Source organism: Shinella sp. WSC3-e, from assembly GCF_945994535.1.
In the GTDB taxonomy this organism is placed as follows: Bacteria; Pseudomonadota; Alphaproteobacteria; order Rhizobiales; family Rhizobiaceae; genus Shinella; species Shinella yambaruensis.
The window spans coordinates 880,204-903,677 of record NZ_OZ000530.1; the positions used below are offsets into that span (position 1 = coordinate 880,204).

Annotated in this window: 27 protein-coding genes; 14 read left to right on the forward strand and 13 right to left on the reverse strand. The window is 64.5% G+C overall.

Going from position 1 to position 23,474, the window contains the following annotated elements:
• Positions 1–5: 5 nt before the first annotated feature.
• Positions 6–1,277 carry a GNAT family N-acetyltransferase gene (locus tag AABF56_RS04440; RefSeq protein ID WP_272805060.1) on the reverse strand — a complete coding sequence of 424 codons (1,272 nt, stop codon included), beginning with the start codon at positions 1,275–1,277 and terminating at the stop codon, positions 6–8.
• Between the two features lie 170 nt (positions 1,278–1,447).
• On the opposite strand from AABF56_RS04440, the gene AABF56_RS04445 reads away from it, so the two are divergent.
• Entirely contained in the window at positions 1,448–1,891 is a 444-nt protein-coding gene (locus AABF56_RS04445) for an NUDIX hydrolase (protein ID WP_272805061.1), read from the forward strand.
• Between the two features lies 1 nt (position 1,892).
• Here AABF56_RS04445 and AABF56_RS04450 read toward each other — a convergent pair whose 3' ends face one another.
• Positions 1,893–2,111: a DUF2842 domain-containing protein gene (locus tag AABF56_RS04450; protein ID WP_272805062.1), complete on the reverse strand. Its 219-nt coding sequence runs from the start codon at positions 2,109–2,111 to the stop codon at positions 1,893–1,895.
• Positions 2,112–2,311: 200 nt separating this feature from the next.
• Between AABF56_RS04450 and AABF56_RS04455 the strand changes: the two genes are divergently transcribed.
• Genes AABF56_RS04455 through AABF56_RS04465 form a run of 3 tightly spaced genes read left to right on the forward strand, consistent with a single transcriptional unit; the run spans position 2,312 to position 4,091 of the window.
• Positions 2,312–3,391 carry a COX15/CtaA family protein gene (locus tag AABF56_RS04455; protein ID WP_272805063.1) on the forward strand — a complete coding sequence of 360 codons (1,080 nt, stop codon included), beginning with the start codon at positions 2,312–2,314 and terminating at the stop codon, positions 3,389–3,391.
• A 53-nt stretch (positions 3,392–3,444) separates the two neighbouring features.
• The gene (locus tag AABF56_RS04460; protein ID WP_244765871.1) at positions 3,445–3,699 is read left to right on the forward strand and encodes a type II toxin-antitoxin system VapB family antitoxin; all 255 of its coding nucleotides are present in this window, start codon (positions 3,445–3,447) and stop codon (positions 3,697–3,699) included.
• A complete protein-coding gene (locus AABF56_RS04465; RefSeq protein WP_272807435.1) occupies positions 3,699–4,091 on the forward strand; it encodes a type II toxin-antitoxin system VapC family toxin in 393 nt (130 codons plus the stop codon). Before AABF56_RS04460 ends, AABF56_RS04465 begins: the two co-directional genes overlap by 1 nt.
• Before the next feature lie 7 nt (positions 4,092–4,098).
• On the opposite strand, the gene argC is transcribed toward AABF56_RS04465, so the two are convergent.
• The 5 genes from argC to AABF56_RS04490 form a co-directional block, all read right to left on the reverse strand.
• A complete protein-coding gene (gene argC / locus AABF56_RS04470; RefSeq protein ID WP_272805064.1) occupies positions 4,099–5,031 on the reverse strand; it encodes an N-acetyl-gamma-glutamyl-phosphate reductase in 933 nt (310 codons plus the stop codon).
• 133 nt (positions 5,032–5,164) lie between these two features.
• Positions 5,165–6,118 (reverse strand): agmatinase, encoded by a 954-nt coding sequence (speB, locus tag AABF56_RS04475; protein WP_272805065.1) that lies wholly within the window; start codon positions 6,116–6,118, stop codon positions 5,165–5,167.
• Positions 6,119–6,301: 183 nt separating this feature from the next.
• The gene (gene rpsI / locus AABF56_RS04480) at positions 6,302–6,778 is read right to left on the reverse strand and encodes a 30S ribosomal protein S9 (protein ID WP_023513728.1); all 477 of its coding nucleotides are present in this window, start codon (positions 6,776–6,778) and stop codon (positions 6,302–6,304) included.
• A gap of 2 nt (positions 6,779–6,780) precedes the next feature.
• Complete coding sequence (gene rplM, locus AABF56_RS04485) at positions 6,781–7,245, reverse strand: 50S ribosomal protein L13 (protein WP_064329732.1); 465 nt, start codon at positions 7,243–7,245, stop codon at positions 6,781–6,783.
• A gap of 229 nt (positions 7,246–7,474) precedes the next feature.
• Positions 7,475–7,906, reverse strand: a complete 432-nt coding sequence (locus AABF56_RS04490) for a PaaI family thioesterase (RefSeq protein WP_272805066.1) — start codon at positions 7,904–7,906, stop codon at positions 7,475–7,477.
• 139 nt (positions 7,907–8,045) lie between these two features.
• On the opposite strand from AABF56_RS04490, the gene AABF56_RS04495 reads away from it, so the two are divergent.
• Positions 8,046–8,861, forward strand: coding sequence for an enoyl-CoA hydratase (locus AABF56_RS04495; protein WP_272805067.1), 816 nt, complete (start codon positions 8,046–8,048; stop codon positions 8,859–8,861).
• 4 nt (positions 8,862–8,865) lie between these two features.
• On the opposite strand, the gene AABF56_RS04500 is transcribed toward AABF56_RS04495, so the two are convergent.
• The 3 genes from AABF56_RS04500 to AABF56_RS04510 are packed head-to-tail and all read right to left on the reverse strand — an operon-like array spanning position 8,866 to position 10,296.
• Positions 8,866–9,135, reverse strand: coding sequence for a Txe/YoeB family addiction module toxin (locus AABF56_RS04500; protein ID WP_272805068.1), 270 nt, complete (start codon positions 9,133–9,135; stop codon positions 8,866–8,868).
• Entirely contained in the window at positions 9,132–9,401 is a 270-nt protein-coding gene (locus AABF56_RS04505; RefSeq protein WP_244765864.1) for a type II toxin-antitoxin system Phd/YefM family antitoxin, read from the reverse strand. The genes AABF56_RS04500 and AABF56_RS04505 overlap by 4 nt, the downstream gene beginning before the upstream one ends.
• A gap of 58 nt (positions 9,402–9,459) precedes the next feature.
• Positions 9,460–10,296: an EamA family transporter gene (locus AABF56_RS04510; RefSeq protein ID WP_272805069.1), complete on the reverse strand. Its 837-nt coding sequence runs from the start codon at positions 10,294–10,296 to the stop codon at positions 9,460–9,462.
• Positions 10,297–10,558: 262 nt separating this feature from the next.
• Here AABF56_RS04510 and AABF56_RS04515 point away from each other — a divergent pair, with 262 nt between their 5' ends.
• From AABF56_RS04515 to AABF56_RS04530, 4 genes are all read left to right on the forward strand, one after another.
• Positions 10,559–10,996, forward strand: coding sequence for a CoA-binding protein (locus AABF56_RS04515; protein WP_244765862.1), 438 nt, complete (start codon positions 10,559–10,561; stop codon positions 10,994–10,996).
• A gap of 65 nt (positions 10,997–11,061) precedes the next feature.
• Positions 11,062–11,490: a CoA-binding protein gene (locus AABF56_RS04520; RefSeq protein WP_244765861.1), complete on the forward strand. Its 429-nt coding sequence runs from the start codon at positions 11,062–11,064 to the stop codon at positions 11,488–11,490.
• A gap of 119 nt (positions 11,491–11,609) precedes the next feature.
• Positions 11,610–12,893, forward strand: a complete 1,284-nt coding sequence (locus AABF56_RS04525; protein ID WP_244765860.1) for an O-acetylhomoserine aminocarboxypropyltransferase — start codon at positions 11,610–11,612, stop codon at positions 12,891–12,893.
• A gap of 276 nt (positions 12,894–13,169) precedes the next feature.
• The gene (locus AABF56_RS04530; protein WP_272805070.1) at positions 13,170–13,514 is read left to right on the forward strand and encodes a cupin domain-containing protein; all 345 of its coding nucleotides are present in this window, start codon (positions 13,170–13,172) and stop codon (positions 13,512–13,514) included.
• A gap of 62 nt (positions 13,515–13,576) precedes the next feature.
• Here the strand turns inward: AABF56_RS04530 and AABF56_RS04535 are convergent, their stop codons facing one another.
• Entirely contained in the window at positions 13,577–14,146 is a 570-nt protein-coding gene (locus AABF56_RS04535; RefSeq protein ID WP_272805071.1) for a hypothetical protein, read from the reverse strand.
• Positions 14,147–14,154: 8 nt separating this feature from the next.
• Positions 14,155–15,423, reverse strand: a complete 1,269-nt coding sequence (locus AABF56_RS04540) for a cytochrome P450 (protein ID WP_443021091.1) — start codon at positions 15,421–15,423, stop codon at positions 14,155–14,157.
• An 80-nt stretch (positions 15,424–15,503) separates the two neighbouring features.
• Between AABF56_RS04540 and AABF56_RS04545 the strand changes: the two genes are divergently transcribed.
• The gene (locus tag AABF56_RS04545; RefSeq protein ID WP_244766006.1) at positions 15,504–15,749 is read left to right on the forward strand and encodes a type II toxin-antitoxin system Phd/YefM family antitoxin; all 246 of its coding nucleotides are present in this window, start codon (positions 15,504–15,506) and stop codon (positions 15,747–15,749) included.
• On the forward strand, positions 15,746–16,132 hold the full coding sequence (locus AABF56_RS04550) for a type II toxin-antitoxin system VapC family toxin (protein WP_272805072.1): 387 nt from the start codon (positions 15,746–15,748) through the stop codon (positions 16,130–16,132). The genes AABF56_RS04545 and AABF56_RS04550 overlap by 4 nt, the downstream gene beginning before the upstream one ends.
• Positions 16,133–16,134: 2 nt before the next feature.
• On the opposite strand, the gene ggt is transcribed toward AABF56_RS04550, so the two are convergent.
• A complete protein-coding gene (gene ggt / locus AABF56_RS04555; RefSeq protein WP_272807437.1) occupies positions 16,135–17,886 on the reverse strand; it encodes a gamma-glutamyltransferase in 1,752 nt (583 codons plus the stop codon).
• Positions 17,887–18,161: 275 nt separating this feature from the next.
• Between ggt and clpP the strand changes: the two genes are divergently transcribed.
• From clpP to lon, 3 genes are all read left to right on the forward strand, one after another.
• Entirely contained in the window at positions 18,162–18,794 is a 633-nt protein-coding gene (clpP, locus tag AABF56_RS04560) for an ATP-dependent Clp endopeptidase proteolytic subunit ClpP (RefSeq protein WP_244765856.1), read from the forward strand.
• Positions 18,795–19,080: 286 nt separating this feature from the next.
• Complete coding sequence (clpX, locus tag AABF56_RS04565; protein ID WP_064329747.1) at positions 19,081–20,358, forward strand: ATP-dependent Clp protease ATP-binding subunit ClpX; 1,278 nt, start codon at positions 19,081–19,083, stop codon at positions 20,356–20,358.
• A 556-nt stretch (positions 20,359–20,914) separates the two neighbouring features.
• On the forward strand, positions 20,915–23,338 hold the full coding sequence (gene lon / locus AABF56_RS04570) for an endopeptidase La (RefSeq protein ID WP_272805073.1): 2,424 nt from the start codon (positions 20,915–20,917) through the stop codon (positions 23,336–23,338).
• The last annotated feature ends 136 nt before the right edge of the window (positions 23,339–23,474 follow it).

Consider the following 23,474-nt stretch of genomic DNA (forward strand, 5'->3'; position numbering starts at 1 on the left):
GCGGATCAGTCCGCGTCGTCCGCGCCATCCGCGCGCGGGCGTGCCGTCTTGCCGGAGCGCAGGCGCTGCAGGAAGGCGTAGACCTGCGGGTTCTGCTTTATGAGGCGTTTCGTGCCGGTCTTGGCCCGGTGCAGCGCGGCAACCGTCGCCCCGGCAACCGTCGTCGGCCAGAGCAGGTCGTGCTGCCGCGTCTCGATCGTGCACCAGGAGCGCTTGTAGGGCTGGTCGCCGATGCCGAAGTCGAACAGGCGCACGCCCTCGCCGCACAGTTTCCGGATGGCAAGGTAGAACAGGAATTCACCGGGGCTGGCATCCGCGGCGATCGTGTCGTCGATCGAGCCGAACTGGCAGATCACATGGTCGCCCTTGCGCGACAGGCCGGCAATGGCGGCGATCCGGCCGTCGTTCCCACCCTTGAGGCGCACGGCATGGAGTTGCAGCGGATAGCTGCCGTCCGCCTCGGGCACCGACACCAGCCGGCGGAAGAAATCCCGCGTGTCCTCGTCGCGAAAGACGTCGGGCAGGCCCATGGCGTCGAAACGTGCGGCCTTCTGCTGGAAGAAGGTTTCCAGCAGCGCCCGGCTCTCCCTGCCGGCCTCGGCGATGACGTATTCGTAGCCGCCAAGCGCCATCAGGCGGCGCTCGGAGGAGCGGAACTTCTTGCGGCGGCGGCGGGCGTTGACCTGCGCCAGCGTGCGCTCGAAATCGGGGAAGAGTTCGATCTGGAAGGCGGAATTCTGGTTTAGCACCGCAGGAAGATCGGAAAAGGGGCTCGCCTCGGCACGCCAGTCCAGCGGCATGTTCTCAAGCAGGAAGATGTCGCAGTGGCGGGCAAGCTGCCCCCGCACCGTGTCCAGTGCCTGCCGGAGGCGTGGCGGGGCGGCAAGGGCGCGGAAATCCCGCGAATAGAGACCCGTATTGATGTTGCTGAACGGGGCGGCGAGGAAGCGGGCGATGCGGATCGGCCCGCGGCGCACGATTTCGAACGGCAGCAGGAGATGCGTGCGCCCGCCGGAAAGGCCCTCGACGATCAGCAGCCGGCAGGCATGGCTTTCCGCCCAGGCGCGGCACCAGTCGTAGCTCTGGTGGAGCGAAAGCGGGTTGTCCGTTTCGAGTGCCCGCCAGCAGGCCTCCAGCGGTTCCATCCGCTCGTGCAGGCGGATCGACAGCGGCAGCGTCGAGCGGGTATGGTCGTCGCCGGCCGCCGGCGCCAGACCGCCGCGTGCGCGGTCGCGTTCGGACGGCATGATCTGGAAATGGAGTTGCATCGCTCCCATGGCCTGGCCTTCGTGCATTCGGTTGCCGCAGCGACACAATAGGCGTCAGGCCTGCGCAATTGGTTTAAATCCGCTGGCGCCGGCCCGTATGCCCCGGGAAATCGGCCAGCGCGGTTAGCAAGTCGATAACGAGAGCGGCGGGTGATGCACCCCGCCGGCAGGAGGGACCCATGCAGACCTGGCGGCCGCCGCAGAAAATCCATGTGAAGGTGCTGGGCCTTGCCTGGCACGGCGGCCGGCTGCTGGCGGCGGAAGTGACGCGCGACGACGGCACGGTCAAGGGTGTGCGCCCGCCCGGCGGCTCCATCGAGTTCGGCGAAACGCGAGAGGAGGCGCTCGCCCGCGAGTTCCGCGAGGAGTTCGGCTGCGAGATCGCCATAGACGGCCCGTGGACGACCTTCGAGAACCTCTACTGGCATGAGGGCGCGCAGGGCCACGAGTTCATTTTCGTCGCGAACATCTACCTGCTCGACGAAAGCCTCTATCGCCGGCCCGAGATCACGCTCGTCGAGCATGACCGCTCGCTCTGGACGGCACGCTGGTTCTATCCGCTCGCGCTGCCGGCCGGCGTGGAGCTTTATCCCGCCGGCCTTGCCGCCCATCTTCAGGCATAGCCTATTCGTCGCGCGGCTTGCCCGGCTTTTCCATCCACTTGATGATCAGCATTGCCGGCAGGATCCACAAAAGGCCGGTCACGGTGAAGTAGAGAAGGTGGATGTACCATGGCGATTGCCCGAGTGTGGCGGCGGCGACGGTGGTCGCGACCAGCGCATAGACGAGCACGAGGATGATGATCAGGATCGTGCCGACCAGTTTTCTGAGGCGAGGGGGCATGGGCAGTCTTTCACTTCGGTAGCGGCAAAATGGCGCGACGGCATGCCGCAAAGGTTCGGGCCTTGTTTTGCACGGGCCGGTCAGGCAAATCAACGCCACAGTCGTTCCGGCTGAAGCCGCGCGCGCGGTTTTGCCGGAAGGACGCGAGAAAGGAACCGGAATGGCGGGCCGCCCGCCGCTCCGGAACAGGAGCCGAGACGATGAGCGCCACGACCGCGACCGCATACCGCAGCCACAGTGACACGGACAGGACCGACCGCAACCGCCGCCAGGTGCGCCGGTGGCTCGGCTTCGTGCTGTTCACGCTGTTCGTGCTGGTGCTGGTGGGCGGCGCGACGCGGCTCACCGAATCCGGCCTTTCCATCACCGAATGGAAGCCGATCCACGGCGTCATCCCGCCGATCGGCGACAAGGAGTGGCAGGAGGAGTTCGACCTCTACAAGCGCATTCCGCAATATCAGCAGATCAACAAGGACATGACCGTCGAGGAGTTCAAGACGATCTTCTGGTGGGAATGGGCCCACCGGCTGATCGCCCGCTCCATCGGCTTCGTCTTCGCCGTGCCGCTCGCCTTCTTCTGGCTGACCGGCCGGATCGAGAAGAAGCTGCGCTGGCCGCTCGTCGGCCTTCTGGCGCTCGGCGGTTTCCAGGGGTTCATCGGCTGGTGGATGGTCACATCCGGCCTTGCCGAGCGGGTTTCCGTCAGCCAGTACCGGCTCGCCACGCACCTTACCATCGCCTGTCTGATCTTTGCCTGGACGACATGGCTGATGCGGGCGCTTTCGCCGCACGGCGACGACGCCGCGCCGACGGACGGTTCCCGCCGGATGGCCGGCATCATCGCCTGCATGGCGATCTTCCAGATCTATCTCGGCGCCCTCGTCGCCGGCCTCGACGCCGGCCTCACCTACAACACCTGGCCGCTGATGGACGGCGCCGTCGTGCCGGATGGCCTCTTCGTGCAGCAGCCCTGGTGGATCAACCTTTTCGAGAACCCGAAGACGGTGCAGTTCGTCCACCGCATCGGCGCCTACGTGCTCTTCGCGCTCGTCGCCATTCACATGATCGCCTCGCTGCGCGCCGCCCCCGAAACGACGCATGCCCGCCGCGCCCTCGTGCTGTTCGGCCTCGTCTGTCTCCAGGCGACGATCGGCATCCTCACGCTCCTCTGGCAGGTCCCGCTCGGCTGGGCGCTGGCCCACCAGGGCGGAGCGCTGGTCGTGCTCGGCTTCGCGGTCGCCCATTGGCGCGGGTTCTACGGGGAAATGGAACGGTCGTGACTTGAAGCGTCACCTCTTATATAATCCTGAGCGTTTTATAGAAGAGGTGTGCCATGGCACTCAGCCTGAAGGATGCGGAAACGGATCGGCTCGCCCGCGAAGTGGCCGCCTTGACCGGTGAGAGCCTGACGACGGCGATCCGCAAGGCGCTTGCCGAGCGCCTCGAACGGGAACGCCGCCGCCGCGGCCAGCCGTCCGACCTGAAACGCCGCCTGCATGCGATCGGTGCCGCCTGCGCGGCGCTGCCCGACAGGGACGGCCGGTCCGCGGACGACATCGTGGGCTATGATGACGACGGGCTCTGGTGATGGTCATCGACACCTCGGCGCTCGCGGCCGTGCTGTTCCAGGAAGATGACGCGGCGATCTTCGAGGAGGTGCTGGCAACTGGCGGGCGATGCCTGATTTCCGCCGTCACACGCGTCGAAGTCACCTGTGTGGTCGAAGGACGAAAGGGCGAAGAGGGGCGTGCCGCGTTGGAGGCGCTGCTGGATGCGGTGAGCGCCGAGACCGTCTCGGTCGATGGCGCCCAGGTCAATCTCGCCATTGCCGGCTTTCGTGCCTATGGCAAGGGGAGGCATCCGGCCGGCCTGAATATCGGCGACTGCTTTTCCTACGCGCTCGCAAAGGCTCTCGACGAGCCCTTGCTGTTCAAGGGCAACGATTTCGGCCTGACGGATATACGCTCCGCGCTTGCCTGAGGCGAACTCATGCCTTCAGCATCAGGTTCATGTTCTGCACGGCGGCGCCCGATGCGCCCTTGCCGAGATTGTCGAGCAGGGCGACGAGGTTGACATGCGGCGCGCCGGCGGTGCCGAAGACGTAGAGCTTCATGCGGTCCGTATCGGCCAGCTCAACGGCGTTGACGCGGGCGAGGTTGGCGCTTTCCTTGAGGTCCACCACCTCGACGATGTCCTGGCCGGCATAATGCGCGGCCAGCGCCTCGTGGATCGAGCCGAGCGAGGCGTGGTCGTTGAGGTCCGCAAGATAGAGCGGCACCTGCACGATCATGCCCTGCGGGAACTTTCCGACGGAGGGCGAGAAGAGGGGCGCGCGGGAAAGCAGGCCGTGCACCTGCATTTCCGGCACATGCTTGTGCTTGAGCGTGAGGCCGTAGAGGAAGTGCGGCGCATCGATGGGATCCGGATGGCCTGCATCCTCCATCTGCGCGATCATCTGCTTGCCGCCGCCGGTGTAGCCCGAAACGGCGTTGACCGTGACCGGATAGTCCTCCGGCAGCAGGCCGGCAAGGCGGAGCGGGCGCAGCAGCCCGATCGCGCCCGTCGGGTAGCAGCCGGGATTGGCGACATAGCGGGCAGCGGCGATCTTCTTCGGCTGTTCGCGATCCATCTCGGCAAAGCCATAGGCCCAGTCCGGGTTGACGCGATGCGCCGTCGAGGTGTCGATGATGCGGACGGAATTGTTAGCGGCGACCATGGCGACGGCCTCCTTCGCCGCATCGTCGGGCAGGCAGAGGATGGCGACGTCGGCACTGTTCAGGAGGTCCTCGCGCAGCCTGGCATTGCGGCGCTCGGCCTCGGGGATCGAGAGGAGCTCGACATCGTCGCGGCCGGCCATGCGCGTGCGGATCTGCAGGCCCGTCGTGCCGTGTTCGCCATCGATGAAGATCTTCGGTTTCATCTGCAATCCAATCCTGTGAGAAGCCTGCCTCAATTCCGGCAAGACCCTGCCGCGGCCTTGCGTCCGAACGTGCGGGAAAGAGAATTTCCGGCCCGATATAACTCCTCGGCCCGCCGCATTCAATGCGGCGCCGTCAGCGCCGCTCGGCCAGTTTTGCGGCGTGAAGCCCCAGCATGTACATGGCGATATTGGAACCGGCGATGGCCGTGATGTCCGCATGGTCATAGGCCGGCGCGACCTCGACCACATCCGATCCGACGATGTTCAGCGCACCGAGCTTGCGCAGGACCGACAGGATTTTCGCGCTCGACGGACCGCCGGAGACGGGCGTGCCGGTGCCGGGCGCGAAGGCCGGGTCGAGGCAGTCGATATCGAAGGTGAGGTAGGTCGCCCCGTCCCCGATATGGTGGACGATCGCATCGGCGATCTCGCCGGCGGTCATCTCCTCCACGTCATAGCCGTAGAGGATGCGGATGCCGCAATCCTCCGGCGCATGGGTGCGGATGCCGATCTGGATCGAGGTCTCGGGATCGATCAGCCCCTCGCGCACCGCCGTGCCGACGAAGGAGCCGTGGTCGATGCGGCCCTTCTCGTCCGCCCAGGTATCCTGGTGGGCGTCGAACTGCACGAGGGAGAGGGGGCCGTATTTTTCCGCATGGGCGCGCAGGAGCGGCAGCGTGATGAAATGGTCGCCGCCGAGCGTCAGCATGTAGGCGTCGGATTTGAGGATCTTCCTCGCCTCGCGCTCGATCGTGCCGGGCGTCTTCTGGTGGTTGCCGTAGTCGAGCAGGCAGTCGCCGTAGTCGATGACGGCCATGTCCGCGAAGAGGTCGCGCTCGAAGGGATATTGCGGGTCGTTGTCCATGATCGCCGAGGCGCGGCGGATGGCCTGCGGCCCGAAGCGCGTGCCGGGCCGGTTGGAGGTCGCGGCATCGAAGGGAATGCCCCAGACGACCGCGTCGACATCCTTCAGGATTTTCGTATAGCGCCGGCGCATGAAGGAGAGGATGCCCGCATGGGTCGGGTCCGAGGCGGCGCTCTTCAGCGTCCTCGCCGTGATGGCATGGTCGATCGTCTTGTTGGCCATGAATGATCCCTCCGAATGTGGCGGGACGTTCGCCAATCGCGATCCTGAAGGCAAGGGAATTTTGGGCGCAGGAAAACGAAAGATATGGTGAAAGGCGTTCGATGGCGCCGGGGCGCATCATCCAGAAAACGAAAAGGCCGGGGCGAACCCCGGCCTTTCCTGAAGAGCATGTCGTCCGAGCGATCAACGCTTGGAGAACTGGAACGAACGGCGGGCCTTGGCCTTGCCGTACTTCTTGCGTTCGACGACGCGCGAGTCGCGGGTCAGGAAGCCGCCCTTCTTGAGGACCGAGCGCAGGCCCGGCTCGAAGTAGGTCAGCGCCTTGGAGATGCCGTGACGAACGGCACCGGCCTGGCCGGAAAGGCCGCCGCCGGCGACGGTGGCGTCGATGTCGAACTGGCCGTCACGGGCCGCCGCGACGATCGGCTGCTGCAGGATCATCTGCAGGACCGGGCGTGCGAAATAGGCTTCGAACGACTTGCCGTTGACGGTGATCTTGCCGGAGCCCGGCTTGACCCACACGCGGGCGACAGCGTCCTTGCGCTTGCCGGTGGCGTAGGAACGGCCCTGGGCGTCAACCTTCTTGACGTGAACCGGGGCGGAAGCGGCCGGAGCTGCAGCAGCGACGCCGAGGTCCTTGAGCGAGGAGAGGTCGGCCATTATCAGGCGCTCCTTGTGTTCTTGCTGTTCAGCTTGGCGACGTCGAGGGCGACGGGCTGCTGGGCTTCATGCGGGTGGTTGGCGCCGGCGTAGACGCGCAGGTTCTTCATCTGGCGACGGCCGAGCGGGCCACGCGGAACCATGCGTTCGACGGCCTTTTCGAGGACGCGCTCCGGGAAGCGGCCTTCGATGATCTGGCGAGCCGTACGCTCCTTGATGCCGCCCGGGTAACCGGTGTGCCAGTAGTACTTCTTGTCGGAGTACTTCTTGCCGGTGAAGACGACCTTCTCGGCGTTGATGACGATGACGTTGTCGCCGTCATCGACGTGGGGCGTGAAGGTTGCCTTGTGCTTGCCGCGCAGGCGGTTGGCGATGAGGGTAGCGAGGCGACCGACAACGAGGCCTTCGGCGTCGATGAGGATCCACTTCTTTTCTACCTCGGCGGGCTTCTGTACGAAGGTTGCCATGGGAGATGTCTTTCTTTTTCGATCCCGAGGTTTTGAGGCGACGGGCGTTTCTTGTTGCTTGGTTTGGCCCCTTGCGGGTGCCAAAAATCGAACGCGGCCCGTGGGGACCGCGATCTGGAGCGGCTTATAAGCGAGAGCCGACGGGACGTCAAGGGGCTCCACTCGGGTGTCGTCAAAGATAAATAAGCAAAAACAATATGTTATAGAAGAGGTATTTCGATACCACAAGTTACCGCGGCGGAATCGAATAGGTCGCGGTGGCATGCGCCACCAGATCCGCGGCATCCTCGCCGAAAATCGACGCCTCGATCACCGCCAGCCGCTTGCCGAGCTTGAGCAGCCGGCAGGTGCAGGTGAGGGGGCCGGGTTCCGGTTTGCGCAGGAAGTTGATGTTGAGATTGGTGGTGACGGCGAGCGCCACGGGGCCGATATGCGCCAGCACCACGCAATAGGCCGCGACATCGGCCAGCGCGAACAGGGTGGGGCCGGAGACCGTGCCGCCGGGGCGCAGATGCCGCTCGTTCGGCGCGAGCCGCATGACGACCGTGCCTGGCCCCACCTCGGTCACGTCGAAAACCTTTCCATCCGTATGGATCTGCGGAAAATCGGTTTCGAGGAACCGGTTCAGGGCGTCCCGGTCCATGATGGGGGTCAGGGTCATGGTTTTCTCCTCCGCCTGCCAGGCGTTTACAGACCGATTTGCGCCGAGGGGCAAGCCCTCTCAAAGTCTATGTCGCCCAACTTGAAACGGGGTGCGGTGAAGCGTAGGACGCTGTGGAAAGCTCACAAGGGAGGCGATCATGGCGGATGTGGTGTCGTTCAGGAAAGAGGAGCCGGCCGGGCTGGTGCGCATCGAACGGCATGAGCCGATCCTCAGGATCACGCTCAACAACCCGCCGGCCAATGTTCTCTCCATCGCCGTCATGGAGGCGCTCGGCGAGGCGCTCGATGCGGCCGCGGGCGACGAGGCCATCCGCGTCGTCGTGCTCGCCTCGACCGGAAAGGTGTTTTCCGCCGGCCACGACCTCAAGGAGATGACCGCCCGCCGCGGCGATGCGGACGGCGGGCGTGCCTTCTTCGAGAAGACCATGCGCATGGCGGCGGATATCATGCTGAAGATCGCCGCGCTGCCGCAGCCGGTCGTCGCCGAGATCGACGGGCTCGCCACGGCCGCCGGCTGCCAGCTCGTCGCCAGCTGCGACCTTGCCATCTGCACCGACACCTCCGCCTTCTGCACGCCGGGCGTCAATATCGGCCTGTTCTGCTCGACGCCGATGGTCGCCGTCACCCGCGCCGCCCATCCCAAGCAGGCGATGGAGATGCTGCTCACGGGCGAGACCATCGACGCCTCCACCGCCAAGGATTTCGGCCTCGTCAACCGCATCGTGCCGCAGCAGTACCTGCGCCAGGTCGTCGACAAATATGCCGCCGTCATCGCCTCCAAGTCGCCGCAGGCGTTGCGCATCGGCAAGGCCGCCTTCCGCGCCCAGGCCGGCCTGCCGCTTGCCGAAGCCTATGACATCGCCGTCGCGACGATGGTCGACAACATGCTGGTCGATGACGCGAAGGAGGGGATCGGCGCATTCCTCGCAAAGCGCATGCCGGAGTGGAAATAGCCCTTCAGCCGTAGTGGTAGCGGCAGGCGGCGATTTCCAGCATCTGGGCCTGGCCGCTGCCGGTCACGCGGTAGACCAGTCGGTGCTCGTGCGTGATCCGGCGTGACCAGAAGCCTTTCAGCTCCCCGCGCAGCGGCTCGGGCTTGCCGAGGCCGGAAAACGGTTCCCGCCGGCATTCCTTGATCAGGCCGACGATCTTCTCCGCGGTCTTGCGGTCCGTTTCGACCCAATAGGTGAAATCGGCCCAGGCTTCGGGAGAAAAGCAGATCTTCATTCGCCGGTGACGGTCAGCTCGTCGAGCGTTCTTGTCTCGCCCTTGCCCGCATCGAGCGATTGGATCGAGCGCAGCAGATGCGCGCGGTTCGCCGGGCCGGCGGTAAGGTACATCGTTTCCTTCCAGCTCTCGAAATCGGCGAGCGACATGACAACCATCGGCTCGCGGTTCTGCCGCGTGACGATCAGTTCGTCCCGGTCGGCCTCGACGCTGTCGAAGTGCTTGGCAATGTTCGCGCGCAGTTCGGAAAGGCTGACGACCTTCATGCTGGTGTCCTCTGTACAATAATACGTACATACACTCTGCGGGCGGGGATTTCAATCCTCAAGCCAGCTTCAGCACCAACACGCCTGCCGCGATCACGGCACTGGCGATGTAGCGCCAGATGCTGGCCTTCTCCTTGAGGATGAAGACCGAGATGAGGAGGGCGAAGAGGATGGCGGTTTCGCGCAGCGCGGCGACGGTGGCGACCGGCGCCTTGGTCATGGCCCAGAGGGCGAGGCCGTAGGAGGCGATGGAGCCGGCGCCGCCAAGGAGGCCGCGCACCCAGTTGCGGCGCACATGCGTCCAGACCGGCCTGCTGCCGCGCCGCGCGACCGCCCAGCCGAAGAGCAGCACCGGCGGCAGCAACGACATCCACAGCGTGTAGGAAACTGCATTGCCGGAAACGCGCGCGCCGGCGCCGTCGACGAAGGTATAGGTGGCGATGACGGCGGCGTTCGCCAGTGCATAGGCGATGGCCCGGCGGCTGCCATGACGCGATTCGAAGGCGAGCGTCAGCACGCCGACGGAAATGACCAGCACGCCGGCCATTGCGCCCGGTGTCAGGTGCTCCCCCAGGACGAGGCCGCTCGTCATGGCGACAAGAAGGGGCGCGGCGCCCCGCATCAGCGGATAGACGAGGCCGATATCGCCGGCCCGGTACGCGGCGGCGACGAGCTGGAAATAGGCGAATTGCAGGACGGCCGAGGTGAGCACGAAGGGCCAGGCCGCCGGATCGGGCATGGGCACGAACGGCAGGAAGGCAAGGCCGATCATGCCGCCGCCGAGCGAGACCATGGCCGCGTCGAGCGACTTGTCCGTGCCGGATTTGACGAGGGCATTCCAGACGGCATGAAGAGCCGCGCCGAACAGCACGAGAAAAAGAATGTCTAGCGGCAATCCGGGACCTCGAAGGGGCAGGCCATTGGGGGAGGAGCGTGGTCCTTCATCGGCGCAATTTCGCTGATTTGCAATCGGGATACCGGCAGGATTTTCGGCAAAATGCGCCCTGGCGGCGGCAAAATGACCGAAGCTGATCCGCAATGGCACAATCGGCGCGCGAATGCCGGCCCCGGTGCGGTCGTCTTCTTTAAGGTTCTGCGCTAGCCTGGAAGTCAGGAAGACATGTGAGAGACGGTCGCGAACGCCGGAGGAGGCAGCGATGAACCACGATCACTATCCCGACAGCTACATCCGCCACATTCTCAAATCCGTGCACACGATCGCCGTGCTCGGCGCCTCGCCGAACGATGCGCGGCCGAGCCATGGCGTCATGGGCTTCCTACTCGGCAAGGGCTATCGCGTCATTCCCGTCAATCCCGGCCATGCCGGAAAGACCATCCTCGGCCAGAAGGTCTACGCGCATCTTGCCGATATCGCCGAGCCGATCGACATGGTCGACGTCTTTCGCGCGGCAAGCCAGTTCGGTGCCGTCGTCGACGAGGTGCTGGCGCTCGATCCGCTTCCCGCCGTGCTCTGGGGCCAGTTCACGGTGCGCGACGATGCCGCCGCCGCACGGGCGGAGGCCGCCGGCATCCAGGTGGTCATGGATCGCTGCCCGGTGACGGAATATCCGGTGCTGATGCTCAAGGCCTCCTGAGCGCCGCGCATATTGACTTCACGCAACGTTACCCCAATTCTCCGGCAGCAAAACGGGGTAGCCGCATGAACCACGATTCCTATCCGGACTATTACATCGCCGACATCCTGCGCTCGACCAAGCTCATCGCGCTCGTCGGCGCCTCGCCCAATCCGGAGCGCCCCAGCCACCGGGTGATGGCCTTCCTGCTGCGCAAGGGCTATCGGGTCATCCCGGTCAATCCCGGCCAGGCCGGCAAGGAGATCCTCGGTCAGCCGGTCGTCGCCCGTCTAGCCGATATCGTCGAACCCATCGACATGGTCGATGTCTTCCGCGCGGCGGATGCGCTCCCGTCGGTCGTCGAGGAGGTGCTGGCGCTGAACCCGTTGCCCAGGGTCATCTGGGGCCAGCTCTCGGTGCGCCATGACGCGGCGGCGGCAAAGGCGGAGGCTGCCGGCATCAAGGTGGTCATGGATCGCTGCCCGGCGATCGAATATCCCCGCCTCGTCGCCTGAGGTTTTCAGGCGGCAAAACGTCTGTTGCCGCGCCTGTGCCTTTTTCCGGAAAATCTTTCTTTGACCGGCTCTTACCACTCTGAAATAGTGCGCCCGACTTTAGCCAGGGAGGCCATTTCATGACGCAGAACAAGCCCGGATTTGCAACGCTCGCCATCCACGCCGGCGCCCAGCCGGACCCGACGACGGGCGCGCGCGCGACGCCGATCTACCAGACCACGAGCTTTGTGTTCAACGACACGGACCATGCCGCCTCGCTCTTCGGCCTCCAGGCCTTCGGCAACATCTACACCCGCATCATGAACCCGACCCAGGCGGTGCTGGAAGAGCGCGTCGCGGCGCTGGAAGGCGGCACGGCGGCGCTCGCCGTCGCCTCGGGCCATGCCGCCCAGCTCCTCGTCTTCCACACGATCATGCGCCCGGGCGACAATTTCATCGCCGCGCGCCGGCTCTATGGCGGCTCGATCAACCAGTTCGGCCATGCCTTCAAGAGCTTCGACTGGCATGTGCGCTGGGCCGATACGGCCGACCTCTCCTCCTTCGAAAGCCAGATCGACGACAAGACCAAGGCGATCTTCATCGAGAGCCTGGCAAACCCCGGAGGCACCTTCGTCGATATCGCCGGCATTGCCGAGATCGCCCATCGCCACGGCCTGCCGCTCATCGTCGACAACACCATGGCGACGCCCTATCTCGTGCGCCCGCTGGAGCACGGCGCCGACATCGTCGTGCATTCGCTGACCAAGTTCATGGGCGGCCATGGCAACTCCATGGGCGGCGTCATCGTCGACGGCGGCACCTTCGACTGGACGGCCTCCGGCAAGTATCCGATGCTGTCCGAGCCGCGGCCGGAATATGCCGGCATCGTGCTGCATGCCACCTTCGGCAACTTCGCCTTCGCCATCGCCTGCCGCGTTCTCGGCCTGCGCGATTTCGGCCCCGCCATCTCGCCCTTCAACGCCTTCCAGATCTTGACCGGCATCGAAACCCTGCCGCTGAGGATGCAGCGCCATTGCGACAACGCGCTCGCCGTCGCCAAGTGGCTGAAGGGCCACGACAAGATCTCCTGGGTCACCTATGCGGGCCTGGAGGACGATCCGAACCATGCCACCCAGCAGCGCTATTCGCCCAAGGGCGCCGGCGCCGTCTTCACCTTCGGCCTCAAGGGCGGCTACGAATCGGGCAAGCGCTTCGTCGAGGGCCTGGAAATGCTCTCGCATCTCGCCAATATCGGCGACACGCGCTCCCTCGTCATCCACCCGGCCTCCACCACCCATCGCCAGCTCAGCGAGGAGCAGCAGGTCGCCGCCGGCGCAGGCCCCGACGTCGTGCGCCTGTCGATCGGCATCGAGGACGTCGCCGACATCATCGCGGATATCGAGCAGGCGCTGGCCAAGGCATAGACGGGCCAGGGCATAGACGGGCCAAGGCATAGACGGGCCAAGGCATAGACGGGCCAGGGCATAGACGGGCCAAGGCATAAACGGGATTGCCCCTCATCCGGCCTGCCGGCCCCTTCTCCCCGCAGGCGGGGAGAAGGAAACACGCGGAGCGCTTTCCCGTTCGTTGTCTGCATTGGTTGAGGAAACCGGTGCATCATCGCCTTCGCCCCGCTTGCGGGGAGAAGGCGGCGGCAGCCGGATGAGGGGCATCTGGCTCAGGAAGGAACGGACAGCCTTATGACCAAGATACGCGATTTCGACATTGCGGGCATCGCGCCCGAGACGGGCCGCCCGGCCGCCGACCGGCTGATCGCGGGCGATCCGGTCTTCACCACCTGGAACATCGAGGAGGCCGATGGCGGCATCTATGCCGGCATCTGGCAGTCGACGCCGGGAAAATGGCGCATCCAGTACGACGAGTGGGAGTATTTCCACATCCTGGAAGGGCGCTCGATCGTGGTTTCGGAAAATGGCGAGACGACGCACCTGAAGGCCGGCGACCGCCTGATCCTGAGACCCGGCTTCAAGGGAACCTGGGAAGTCGTTGAAACGACTCGCAAGGACTACGTCATCCGCATCTAGGATTTCGCCCGCAAGGCTTTTGTCAAATCGGGCGGCGGGTGAGCCCCAATCTTATGCAGGGGCTAGGATGCCGCCTGTAGAGGGAAAAAATTGGCCAAGATAGTCGCGATGCCCAGCGTCCCTGCGAGCGAGAAGCATATGAAGCCGTACGTGTCGAACGGCTGCCTCAATCGTAGTCTGCTGCGTCCTGAACACGCTTGATAGAGCAGGAAGCCAGTCAAACAGACCAGAACAATGGTGACGGCTGTATGTGGCGGTTGGGCAAAAAGGCCCACTTGCCCGAGCCCGGTGAGGGGTAACGGAACGCCAATAGCGAAGCCCAGCAGCATGCTGCCAACCCAGGATGGCTCGCTACCAGAGGAAGATAGAAAGAAGCGTAGCGTGCCGCCGCCGACCGACGTCAGAACAACCAGGCCGAGGTACGGTAAAGAAAGACCCGATGCTAAATTGTCCAGACCCATGGATGTCGTGAACAATACCCAAAGTGCGACACTGGCGGCCACGAGCGCCGGGAACGTCCACTCATCGCCGCGCGACCTCAGAAAGCCGGAAGCGAGCGTGGCGAGGGGAACGAGCAGATAGACCGCGACGAAGATTGCGCCGATGAGGACGAGATTGTTATCGTGTGCCACTCAGCGCCTCACCATTCCAGCTCCAGCGCCTCCAGCCCGTGGAAGTGGTAGACATCCTTCACCACGGGCTTCTGCGCCATTCTTAGTCCCGGCAGGCGCTGGAAGAGGATCGGCAGGGCGATGTTGAGCTCCAGCCTTGCGAGCGGCGCGCCGATGCAGAAGTGGATGCCGGCGCCGAAGGAGAGGTTGGCGCCCTCGTTGCGGTCCGGCTTGAAGACGAGGGGATCGGTGAATTTCCTCGGGTCGAGATTGGCGGCCGCGAGGATCATCGCCACCTTGTCGCCCCTGCGGAAATGGATGCCGTCGAGTTCGACATCCTCCAGCGCGAAACGGTCGAAGATGTGCACCGGCGCGGAGATGCGCAGGCATTCCTCGACCGTGCGCTCCGTCGCCTTCCCGTCGGCGAAGAGCACGGAAGGATCGGCGCCGTTTTCCAGGATGGTGCGCACGGCATTGCCGATCTGGTGCACCGTCGCCTCGTGGCCGGCATTGAGCAGCACGATGGTCGTGGATATCAGCTCGTCCTCGGTCAGGAGCTGGCCGCGGTGCTCCGTATGCACCATGTGCGAGAGCAGGTCGTCGCGCGGGTCCGCCCGGCGCTCGGCGATGACGCCGCGGACATAGGCGGAGAATTCCTCGGCCGCCCTGTCGGCCGCTATCTCGTCCGCGTGGGTGCGGCCGAACATGTACATGCGCACATAGGCATGCGACCATTTCAGGAGCTGCGGCCCCATCTCGTCGGGAATGCCGATCATGCGGGCGATCATCGTCACCGGCAGGATGTCGGCGAAGGCGGTGAGCAGTTCGACCTTCCCGTCCTTCTCGAACCGGTCGATCGCCTCGTGGCAGAGCGCGGAAATCTCCGGCGTCAGCTTCTCGATCATGCGCGAGACGAAGGCGCGATTGACGAGGGTGCGCAGCCGCGTGTGTTCCGGCGGCTCCAGCTCCAGCAGCGACCAGGCTTCGGCGGCGTCGAAATGCGTCAGGTGCGGCTGCGGCTCCGGCAGGCCAAGCTCCTCGCGCGTCGCCACATGCAGGATCTGCCGGCCGAAGCGGCGGTCGCGCAGGAGGCCGTTCACATGGTCGTAGCCGGTGAAGTACCACATCTTCTGCTCTTCCCACCAGAAGGTGGGACAGTGCGCATGCAGCGCCGCGTAAACCGGGTTCGGATCGCGGTAGAAATCGGGATTGCGGCCGTCGAGCGAGACGCGGCGGCTGGCGGGATCGATGGAGAGGAAGGGGAAGTGTGTCGTCGTCATGATCGATGGGTAGCGCATACCGGCGTCGGGTGAAACCGGAATTTGATTTATCCAAAGCAATGGACTAAGTTTATCGGACTAAGTCCATAGGGAAGGCGATGCGTACGGTCAACATCCATGATGCGAAGACCAACCTTTCACGCTTGGTCGAGCAGGCGGCGAAGGGGGAGAGTTTCGTCATCGCCAAGGCGGGAAAGCCGATGGTCAAAGTCGTGCCGCTCGAACCGGTGGGGGAGGGCAAGACGAGCCGTTTCGGCTTTCTGCGCGGGGAGTTGACGGTTCCCGACGATTTCGACCGGATGGGCGAGGATGAGATCGCCCGGCAGTTTTCCGGTGAAGAATGAAACTCCTCATCGATACGCACCTCCTGCTCTGGGCCGCGTCGAGCCCGGAGCGCCTCAGCGAGGCCGCGACGGCGCTTATGGCGGATCCGGAAAACGTCCTCTATTTCAGCGTCGCGAGCCTCTGGGAAGTGGTCATCAAATCGAGCCTCGGCCGCGGGGATTTCCAGGCGGACGCCGCGCGGCTGCGGCGCGGCCTGGTCGATAACGGTTACATCGAGTTGCCGATCATCGCCGGCCACGCCATCGCCGTGGCGGACCTGCCGCACCTGCACCGCGATCCTTTCGACCGCATCCTCATCGCGCAGGCGAAACATGAGGGCCTGCTGTTGCTGACGGCGGATGTACGCGTTGCCGACTATGGCGGACCTGTCCGCCTCGTCTGACCCTATTTCCCGACCGCAATCCCCTCCCGCCGCGGATCGGCAGCGCCGGTGAGGCCGTCGGCGGAGATGGCGATGGCGTGCAGGCCGGAGTTCATTTCGCTCAGCTTCACCTCGTAGCCGAGGGCCTTCAGCGGTTCGGCGAGCTTTTCCGCGTCCGTTCCGGCTTCGAGGTCGTAGGGGCCGAAGCGGTTGACGAGATGCGGCATCGAGACGACCGCGCCGACATCCATGCCCCAGTCGATATGGGCGATCAGCGCCTGGGCGACATAGCCGATGATCTGGCTGCCGCCGGGCGAGCCGATGGCCAGAACGGGCTTGCCGTCCTTCATGACGATGGTCGGCGACATGGAGGAGCGGGGGCGCTTGCCGGGCTCCACCCGGTTGGCGACGGGCAGGCCCTCGTCATGGGTCTTGAAGGAGAAGTCGGTGAGCTCGTTGTTGAGCAGGAAACCGCCGGTCATCAGCCGCGAACCGAAGCCGTTCTCGATGGTGGTCGTCATGGAGACGACATTGCCCGCCTTGTCGACAATGACGAAATGGCTGGTGGAGGGCAGTTCGAGCGCGGCATCCCGACCGAAATTGAAGGCGTGGTCCCATTCCGGCCTGCCCGCTGCCACGCCATCGCCGGCGAGCGCCTTGTCGCCGTCGAGCAGTTTTGCCCGCTCGCCGAGATAGGTTTTGTCGAGGAGCCCCTTGATGGGCGCAGGCACGAAATCCGTGTCCGCAAGGTAGCGTTCGCGGTCGGCGAAGGCGAGGCGCTGGGCGTCGCCGATCAGCCGCCAGCTTTCCGGATTGTCCCTGCCGAGCGCCTTGAGGTCGAAATTTTCCAGCATGCCGAGCATCTGGCCGACGGCGACCGCGCCGGAGGAGGGCGGCCCCATGCCGCAGATGTCGAGCGCCCGATAGGCGATGCAGACCGGCCGGCGCTCCTTCACCTGGTAGTTCTGAAGGTCGGCGAGCGAGAGCACGCCGGCATTGCTGCCCGAGCTGCGCACCGTGTCGACGATCCCCTGGGCGATGGTGCCGGTATAGAAGGCCGGCGCGCCGCCGCCGGCGATGGCCGACAGCGTCTCGGCATAGGCCGGGTTCCTGAGGATGGTGCCGGCCTTCAGCGGCGCGCCGTCCGCGCCGAAGAAATAGGCGGTGGTCGCCTCGAAGGCCTTCAGCCGGTCCCCTTCGGCGGCGATCAGGCCGGCAAGGCGCGGGGAGACGGCAAAGCCGTCGCGGGCGAGTTTTTCGGCCGGGGCGAAGAGGTCCTTCCAGGGCTTGCGGCCCCAGCGGTTGTGCGCCTCCTGCATCAGCATGACGGTGCCGGGCGTGCCGACGGAGCGCCCGCCGACGACGGCGTCGAAGAACTGCATCGGCGCGCCCTTGTCGTCGAGGAAGAGCTTGGGCGTCGCCTCCATCGGCGCCGTCTCGCGGCCGTCGAGCGTGGTGAGGCGCCCGGTCCCGGCGTCGTAGTAGACGAGGAAGGCGCCGCCGCCGAGGCCGGAGGATTGCGGCTCGACGAGGCCGAGCACGGTCTGGACGGCGATCATGGCGTCGATCGCGCTGCCGCCATCCGCGAGGATCCTTTCGCCGGCCTCGGCCGCAAGCGGGTGCGCGGCCGCCACCATATGGGTCTTCGCGGTGGCGACCTTGGCCGCCGCAAGGCCGGTCGCCCGTTCGGGCGCGAAGGCGTCGGAGGCCTGCTGGGCGGGTGCCCCGGCCGATGTCAGGAAAAGAAGCCCGAGGGCGACGAGGGATCGTTTCATCATGGCTGCCTCCGCTGGAGCACGATATAGTGCAGACAATCGCCGGGGGGAGGCAAGGCCGGGGCGGAATTCACCCTTCCTTCACCTTGCCGGCGCTCCGGTTGTGGAAATCGCCGCCGCCCGTTGCGTCAGTTAACTGCATTCTCGCATAGAGCGCCGCAAAACGCGCACCTGTCTTGAAGTCCGCCACCCTCACACTCTATGTAGGGAAGACGAAACTTGCTGATTCCCAACGCTTGCGAAGGGTTTCAGGGCCACACCGATGAAGGATTGACATGAGAAATCCCGTAGATACCGCCATGGCTCTGGTGCCGATGGTCGTCGAGCAGACCAACCGCGGCGAGCGTTCCTACGATATCTATTCGCGCCTCCTGAAGGAGCGCATCATCTTCCTGACGGGTCCCGTCGAGGATCACATCGCCACGCTCGTCTGCGCGCAGCTTCTCTTCCTCGAGGCCGAGAACCCTAAGAAGGAGATCGCGCTCTACATCAATTCGCCGGGCGGCGTCGTCACCTCGGGCATGGCGATCTACGACACGATGCAGTTCATCAAGCCGGCCGTCTCGACGCTCTGCATCGGCCAGGCCGCCTCGATGGGCTCGCTGCTGCTGGCCGCCGGCCACAAGGACATGCGTTTCGCGACGCCGAACGCCCGCATCATGGTGCACCAGCCCTCGGGCGGCTTCTCGGGCCAGGCGTCCGATATCGAGCGCCATGCCAAGGACATCCTCAAGATGAAGCGCAAGCTGAACGAGGTCTATGTCAAGCATTGCGGCCGCACATACGAGGAGGTGGAACAGACGCTCGACCGTGACCATTTCATGAGCGCCGACGAGGCGAAGGATTGGGGTCTGGTCGACCGCGTGATCACCAGCCGCGAGGCGATCGAGGGCGTCGAGGGCGCGTGACGCCATGCTTTTGCCGCGGATGAAGTTATTGTGACGCATTTGTAATGGTCGCGGGGCTTTATCCGCACGGCAAAGCCGTTAATATTGGCCGTTAATGCTATGTTGATTTGTAACGGCCTAGCATTCGGTGTTCGGTGGGGGATTCGTTGCCACCGGTTTGGGGAAACCCTTTTCCGGTCAGTACCCCTGGAGCCTTTGAAGGACGGCGAGAACGCTTCCGGCAAAGGCGGTTTGAGTGGTCCGGCCATCTTGTCTAAGATGAACGGCGTGCTGGAAGGATAGTGACATGAGCAAGGTCAGCGGCAGCAACGGCGGCGACTCCAAGAATACCCTTTACTGCTCCTTCTGCGGCAAGAGCCAGCACGAGGTCCGCAAGCTGATTGCCGGACCGACCGTGTTCATCTGCGATGAATGCGTCGAATTGTGCATGGACATCATCCGCGAGGAGAACAAGACCTCGATGGTGAAATCCCGCGACGGCGTTCCCACGCCCCAGGATATCATCAAGGTCCTCGACGAATATGTCATCGGCCAGCAGCAGGCCAAGCGCATCCTGTCGGTCGCGGTGCACAACCACTACAAGCGCCTGGCGCATGCCGCCAAGGGCTCGGACGTGGAACTGGCGAAGTCGAACATCATGCTGGTCGGCCCGACGGGCTGCGGCAAGACCTATCTCGCCCAGACGCTCGCCCGCATCATCGACGTGCCCTTCACCATGGCCGACGCCACGACGCTGACCGAAGCCGGTTACGTCGGCGAGGACGTGGAGAACATCATCCTGAAGCTGCTTCAGGCCGCCGACTACAATGTCGAGCGCGCCCAGCGCGGCATCGTCTATATCGACGAGGTCGACAAGATCTCGCGCAAGTCCGACAACCCGTCGATCACGCGCGACGTCTCGGGCGAGGGCGTGCAGCAGGCGCTTCTGAAGATCATGGAAGGCACGGTTGCTTCCGTACCGCCGCAGGGTGGCCGCAAGCATCCGCAGCAGGAATTCCTGCAGGTCGACACGACGAACATCCTGTTCATCTGCGGCGGCGCCTTCGCCGGCCTCGACAAGATCATCTCCGCCCGCGGCGAGAAGACCTCGATCGGCTTCGGCGCGACGGTGCGTGCACCGGAAGACCGCCGCGTCGGCGAGGTTCTGCGCGAGCTGGAGCCGGAAGACCTGGTGAAGTTCGGCCTCATCCCCGAATTCATCGGCCGTCTGCCGGTCCTGGCGACGCTGGAGGACCTCGACGAGGATGCGCTGATCCAGATCCTGTCGGAACCGAAGAACGCGCTCGTCAAGCAGTACCAGCGCCTGTTCGAGATGGAAGACGTGGAACTGACCTTCCACGAGGACGCGTTGCGCGAGATCGCCCGCAAGGCGATCGTCCGCAAGACCGGCGCGCGCGGGCTGCGCTCGATCATGGAGAAGATCCTGCTCGACACGATGTTCGAGCTGCCGACGCTGGAAGGCGTGCGCGAGGTCGTCATCTCCGACGAGGTCGTCAAGGGCTCTGCCCGTCCGCTCTACATCTATTCGGAGCGTTCCGACGAGAAGGCCAACGTTTCGGCCTGATCGGCTGTTGGAATGAGGCGCGCGCCAGCACGTCGATCAAGTGCCGCAACCTCTCTTCCGTCATGGTCGGGCTTGACCCGACCATCCACGCTCCGAGCACGCCGATGGATCCTCGGCTCAAGGCCGAGGATGACGGTGAGGGTGGGCTGAGGTTGCCATCAATAAGGACCCGCCGCGGCGGGTCTTTTCGTTTGCGTCGCCTGGTGACATTTCGTGACTGGTCGCGTGCCGCGGGAAGGGGCATGATGGGTAAGCTTCCACTGCTTCGTCGGGCCGTTGCGAAACGGTCTGCGCCGGGCCAGAATGGAAGGCGTCGATTCTGTGCTGTGTATGCTCCGGCGGTCCCGCCGGGGGAAGGCCGCAAGTTCCGCGACAGCGCGGAAGACTACACTTCCTGTCGCTGGTTCGCTTGTCCGTCGTGGAGTGGGGCACTCTGCAACCGGGCTTGAAAATGTGTTAACCGCACGCCACTTGTGGATGGAAAAGATCGCCGGCCCGGCACCCCAAGCGCCGAATGGACCGGTTCCCGGAAACGGGACGTTTGAAAGGAAATGACATGACGAAAAAGACGTCTGCGTCGCACGACTCCACGGCCTTCCCGGTCCTGCCCCTGCGCGACATCGTGGTGTTCCCGCACATGATCGTCCCGCTGTTCGTCGGCCGTGAGAAGTCGATCCGCGCGCTCGAGGAGGTGATGGGCACCGACAAGCAGATCATGCTTGCCACCCAGATCAACGCCTCCGACGACGACCCGGAAGTCGACGCCATCTACCGCATCGGCACCGTCGCCAACGTGCTTCAGCTCCTGAAGCTGCCCGACGGCACCGTCAAGGTGCTGGTCGAAGGCCGTGCGCGCGCCGAGATCGACGGTTACACCGAACGCGAGGAATTCTACGAGGCGATGGCCCACGTCCTGGCCGAGCCGGACGAGGACCCGGTGGAGATCGAGGCGCTGTCGCGCTCGGTCGTCTCCGAGTTCGAGAACTATGTGAAGCTCAACAAGAAGATCTCGCCCGAAGTCGTCGGCGCCGCGAGCCAGATCGAGGACTACTCGAAGCTCGCCGACACCGTTGCCTCGCACCTGTCCATCAAGATCGTCGAGAAGCAGGAAATGCTGGAGACGACGAGCGTCAAGCTGCGCCTTGAAAAGGCGCTCGGCTTCATGGAAGGCGAAATCTCCGTCCTGCAGGTCGAAAAGCGCATCCGCTCGCGTGTCAAGCGCCAGATGGAGAAGACCCAGCGCGAGTACTACCTCAACGAACAGATGAAGGCGATCCAGAAGGAGCTCGGCGACGGCGAGGACGGCCGCGACGAGATGGCCGAACTGGAAGAGAAGATCGCCAAGGCCAAGCTCTCCAAGGAAGCCCGCGAGAAGGCGGACGCCGAATTGAAGAAGCTACGCCAGATGAGCCCGATGTCGGCGGAAGCCACCGTCGTGCGCAACTATCTCGACTGGCTGACGGGCATTCCGTGGGGCAAGAAGTCGAAGATCAAGACCGACCTCAATGCGGCGGAAAAGATCCTCGACGAGGATCATTTCGGCCTCGACAAGGTCAAGGAGCGCATCGTCGAATATCTTGCCGTGCAGGCCCGCTCGACCAAGATCAAGGGGCCGATCCTGTGCCTCGTCGGCCCTCCGGGCGTCGGCAAGACCTCGCTTGCGAAATCGATCGCCAAGGCGACCGGCCGCGAATATATCCGCATGGCGCTCGGCGGCGTGCGCGACGAGGCCGAGATCCGTGGCCATCGCCGCACCTATATCGGCTCGATGCCCGGCAAGGTCATCCAGTCGATGAAGAAGGCGAAGAAATCCAACCCGCTCTTCCTGCTCGACGAGATCGACAAGATGGGCATGGATTTCCGCGGCGACCCGTCCTCGGCCTTGCTGGAGGTGCTCGATCCGGAACAGAACTCGACCTTCATGGATCACTACCTGGAAGTCGAATACGACCTGTCCAACGTCATGTTCGTGACGACGGCGAACACGCTGAACATTCCCGCGCCCCTGATGGACCGCATGGAAGTGATCCGCATCGCCGGCTACACGGAAGAAGAGAAGCTGGAAATCGCGAAAAGGCACCTGCTGCCCAAGGCGATCCGCGACCACGCGCTGCAGCCGAAGGAATTCTCGGTCACCGACGGCGCGCTGATGGCGGTCATCCAGCAGTATACCCGCGAGGCGGGCGTCAGAAACTTCGAACGGGAACTGATGAAGCTCGCCCGCAAGGCGGTCACCGAGATCATCAAGGGCAAGTCGAAGACGGTCGAGGTCACGGCGGACAACATCCACGACTTCCTCGGCGTTCCGCGCTTCCGCCACGGCGAAGCCGAGCGCGAGGACCAGGTCGGCGTCGTCACGGGCCTTGCCTGGACGGAAGTCGGCGGCGAGCTGCTCACCATCGAAGGCGTCAGCCTGCCGGGTGGCAAGGGCCGCATGACCGTCACCGGCAACCTGAAGGATGTGATGAAGGAATCGATCTCGGCGGCGGCCTCCTATGTCCGCTCGCGCGCCGTCGATTTCGGCATCGAGCCGCCGCGTTTCGACAAGACCGACATCCACGTGCACGTGCCGGAAGGCGCGACGCCGAAGGACGGCCCGTCCGCCGGCATCGCCATGGCGACCGCCATCGTCTCCATCATGACCGGCATCCCGGTCTCGAAGGACATCGCGATGACGGGCGAGGTGACGCTGCGCGGCCGGGTGCTGCCGATCGGCGGCCTGAAGGAAAAGCTGCTCGCCGCGCTTCGCGGCGGCATCAAGAAGGTGCTGATCCCGGAAGAGAACGCCAAGGACCTGGCCGACATTCCGGACAATGTGAAGAACAATATGGAGATCGTCCCGGTGACCCGCATGGGCGAGGTGATCAAGCATGCGCTGGTCCGCCGGCCCGAGCCGATCGAGTGGGACGGCACGGTCGAGGATGCCAAGGTTCCGGCGGTCGAATCGACCGACGAAGGCACCGGCGCGATCGCGCATTGAGCCTTTATGCCGGGTAAAGCATCCGGCATTTTGGAGCGAAACGGGAAAAGACCGGCCGTTCGGCCGGTCTTTTTCGTTGAAAAGCGTGTGTAAAGCCCGGATTCTCAGGGTTTTGCGACGAAATTTTCTTGCGAGG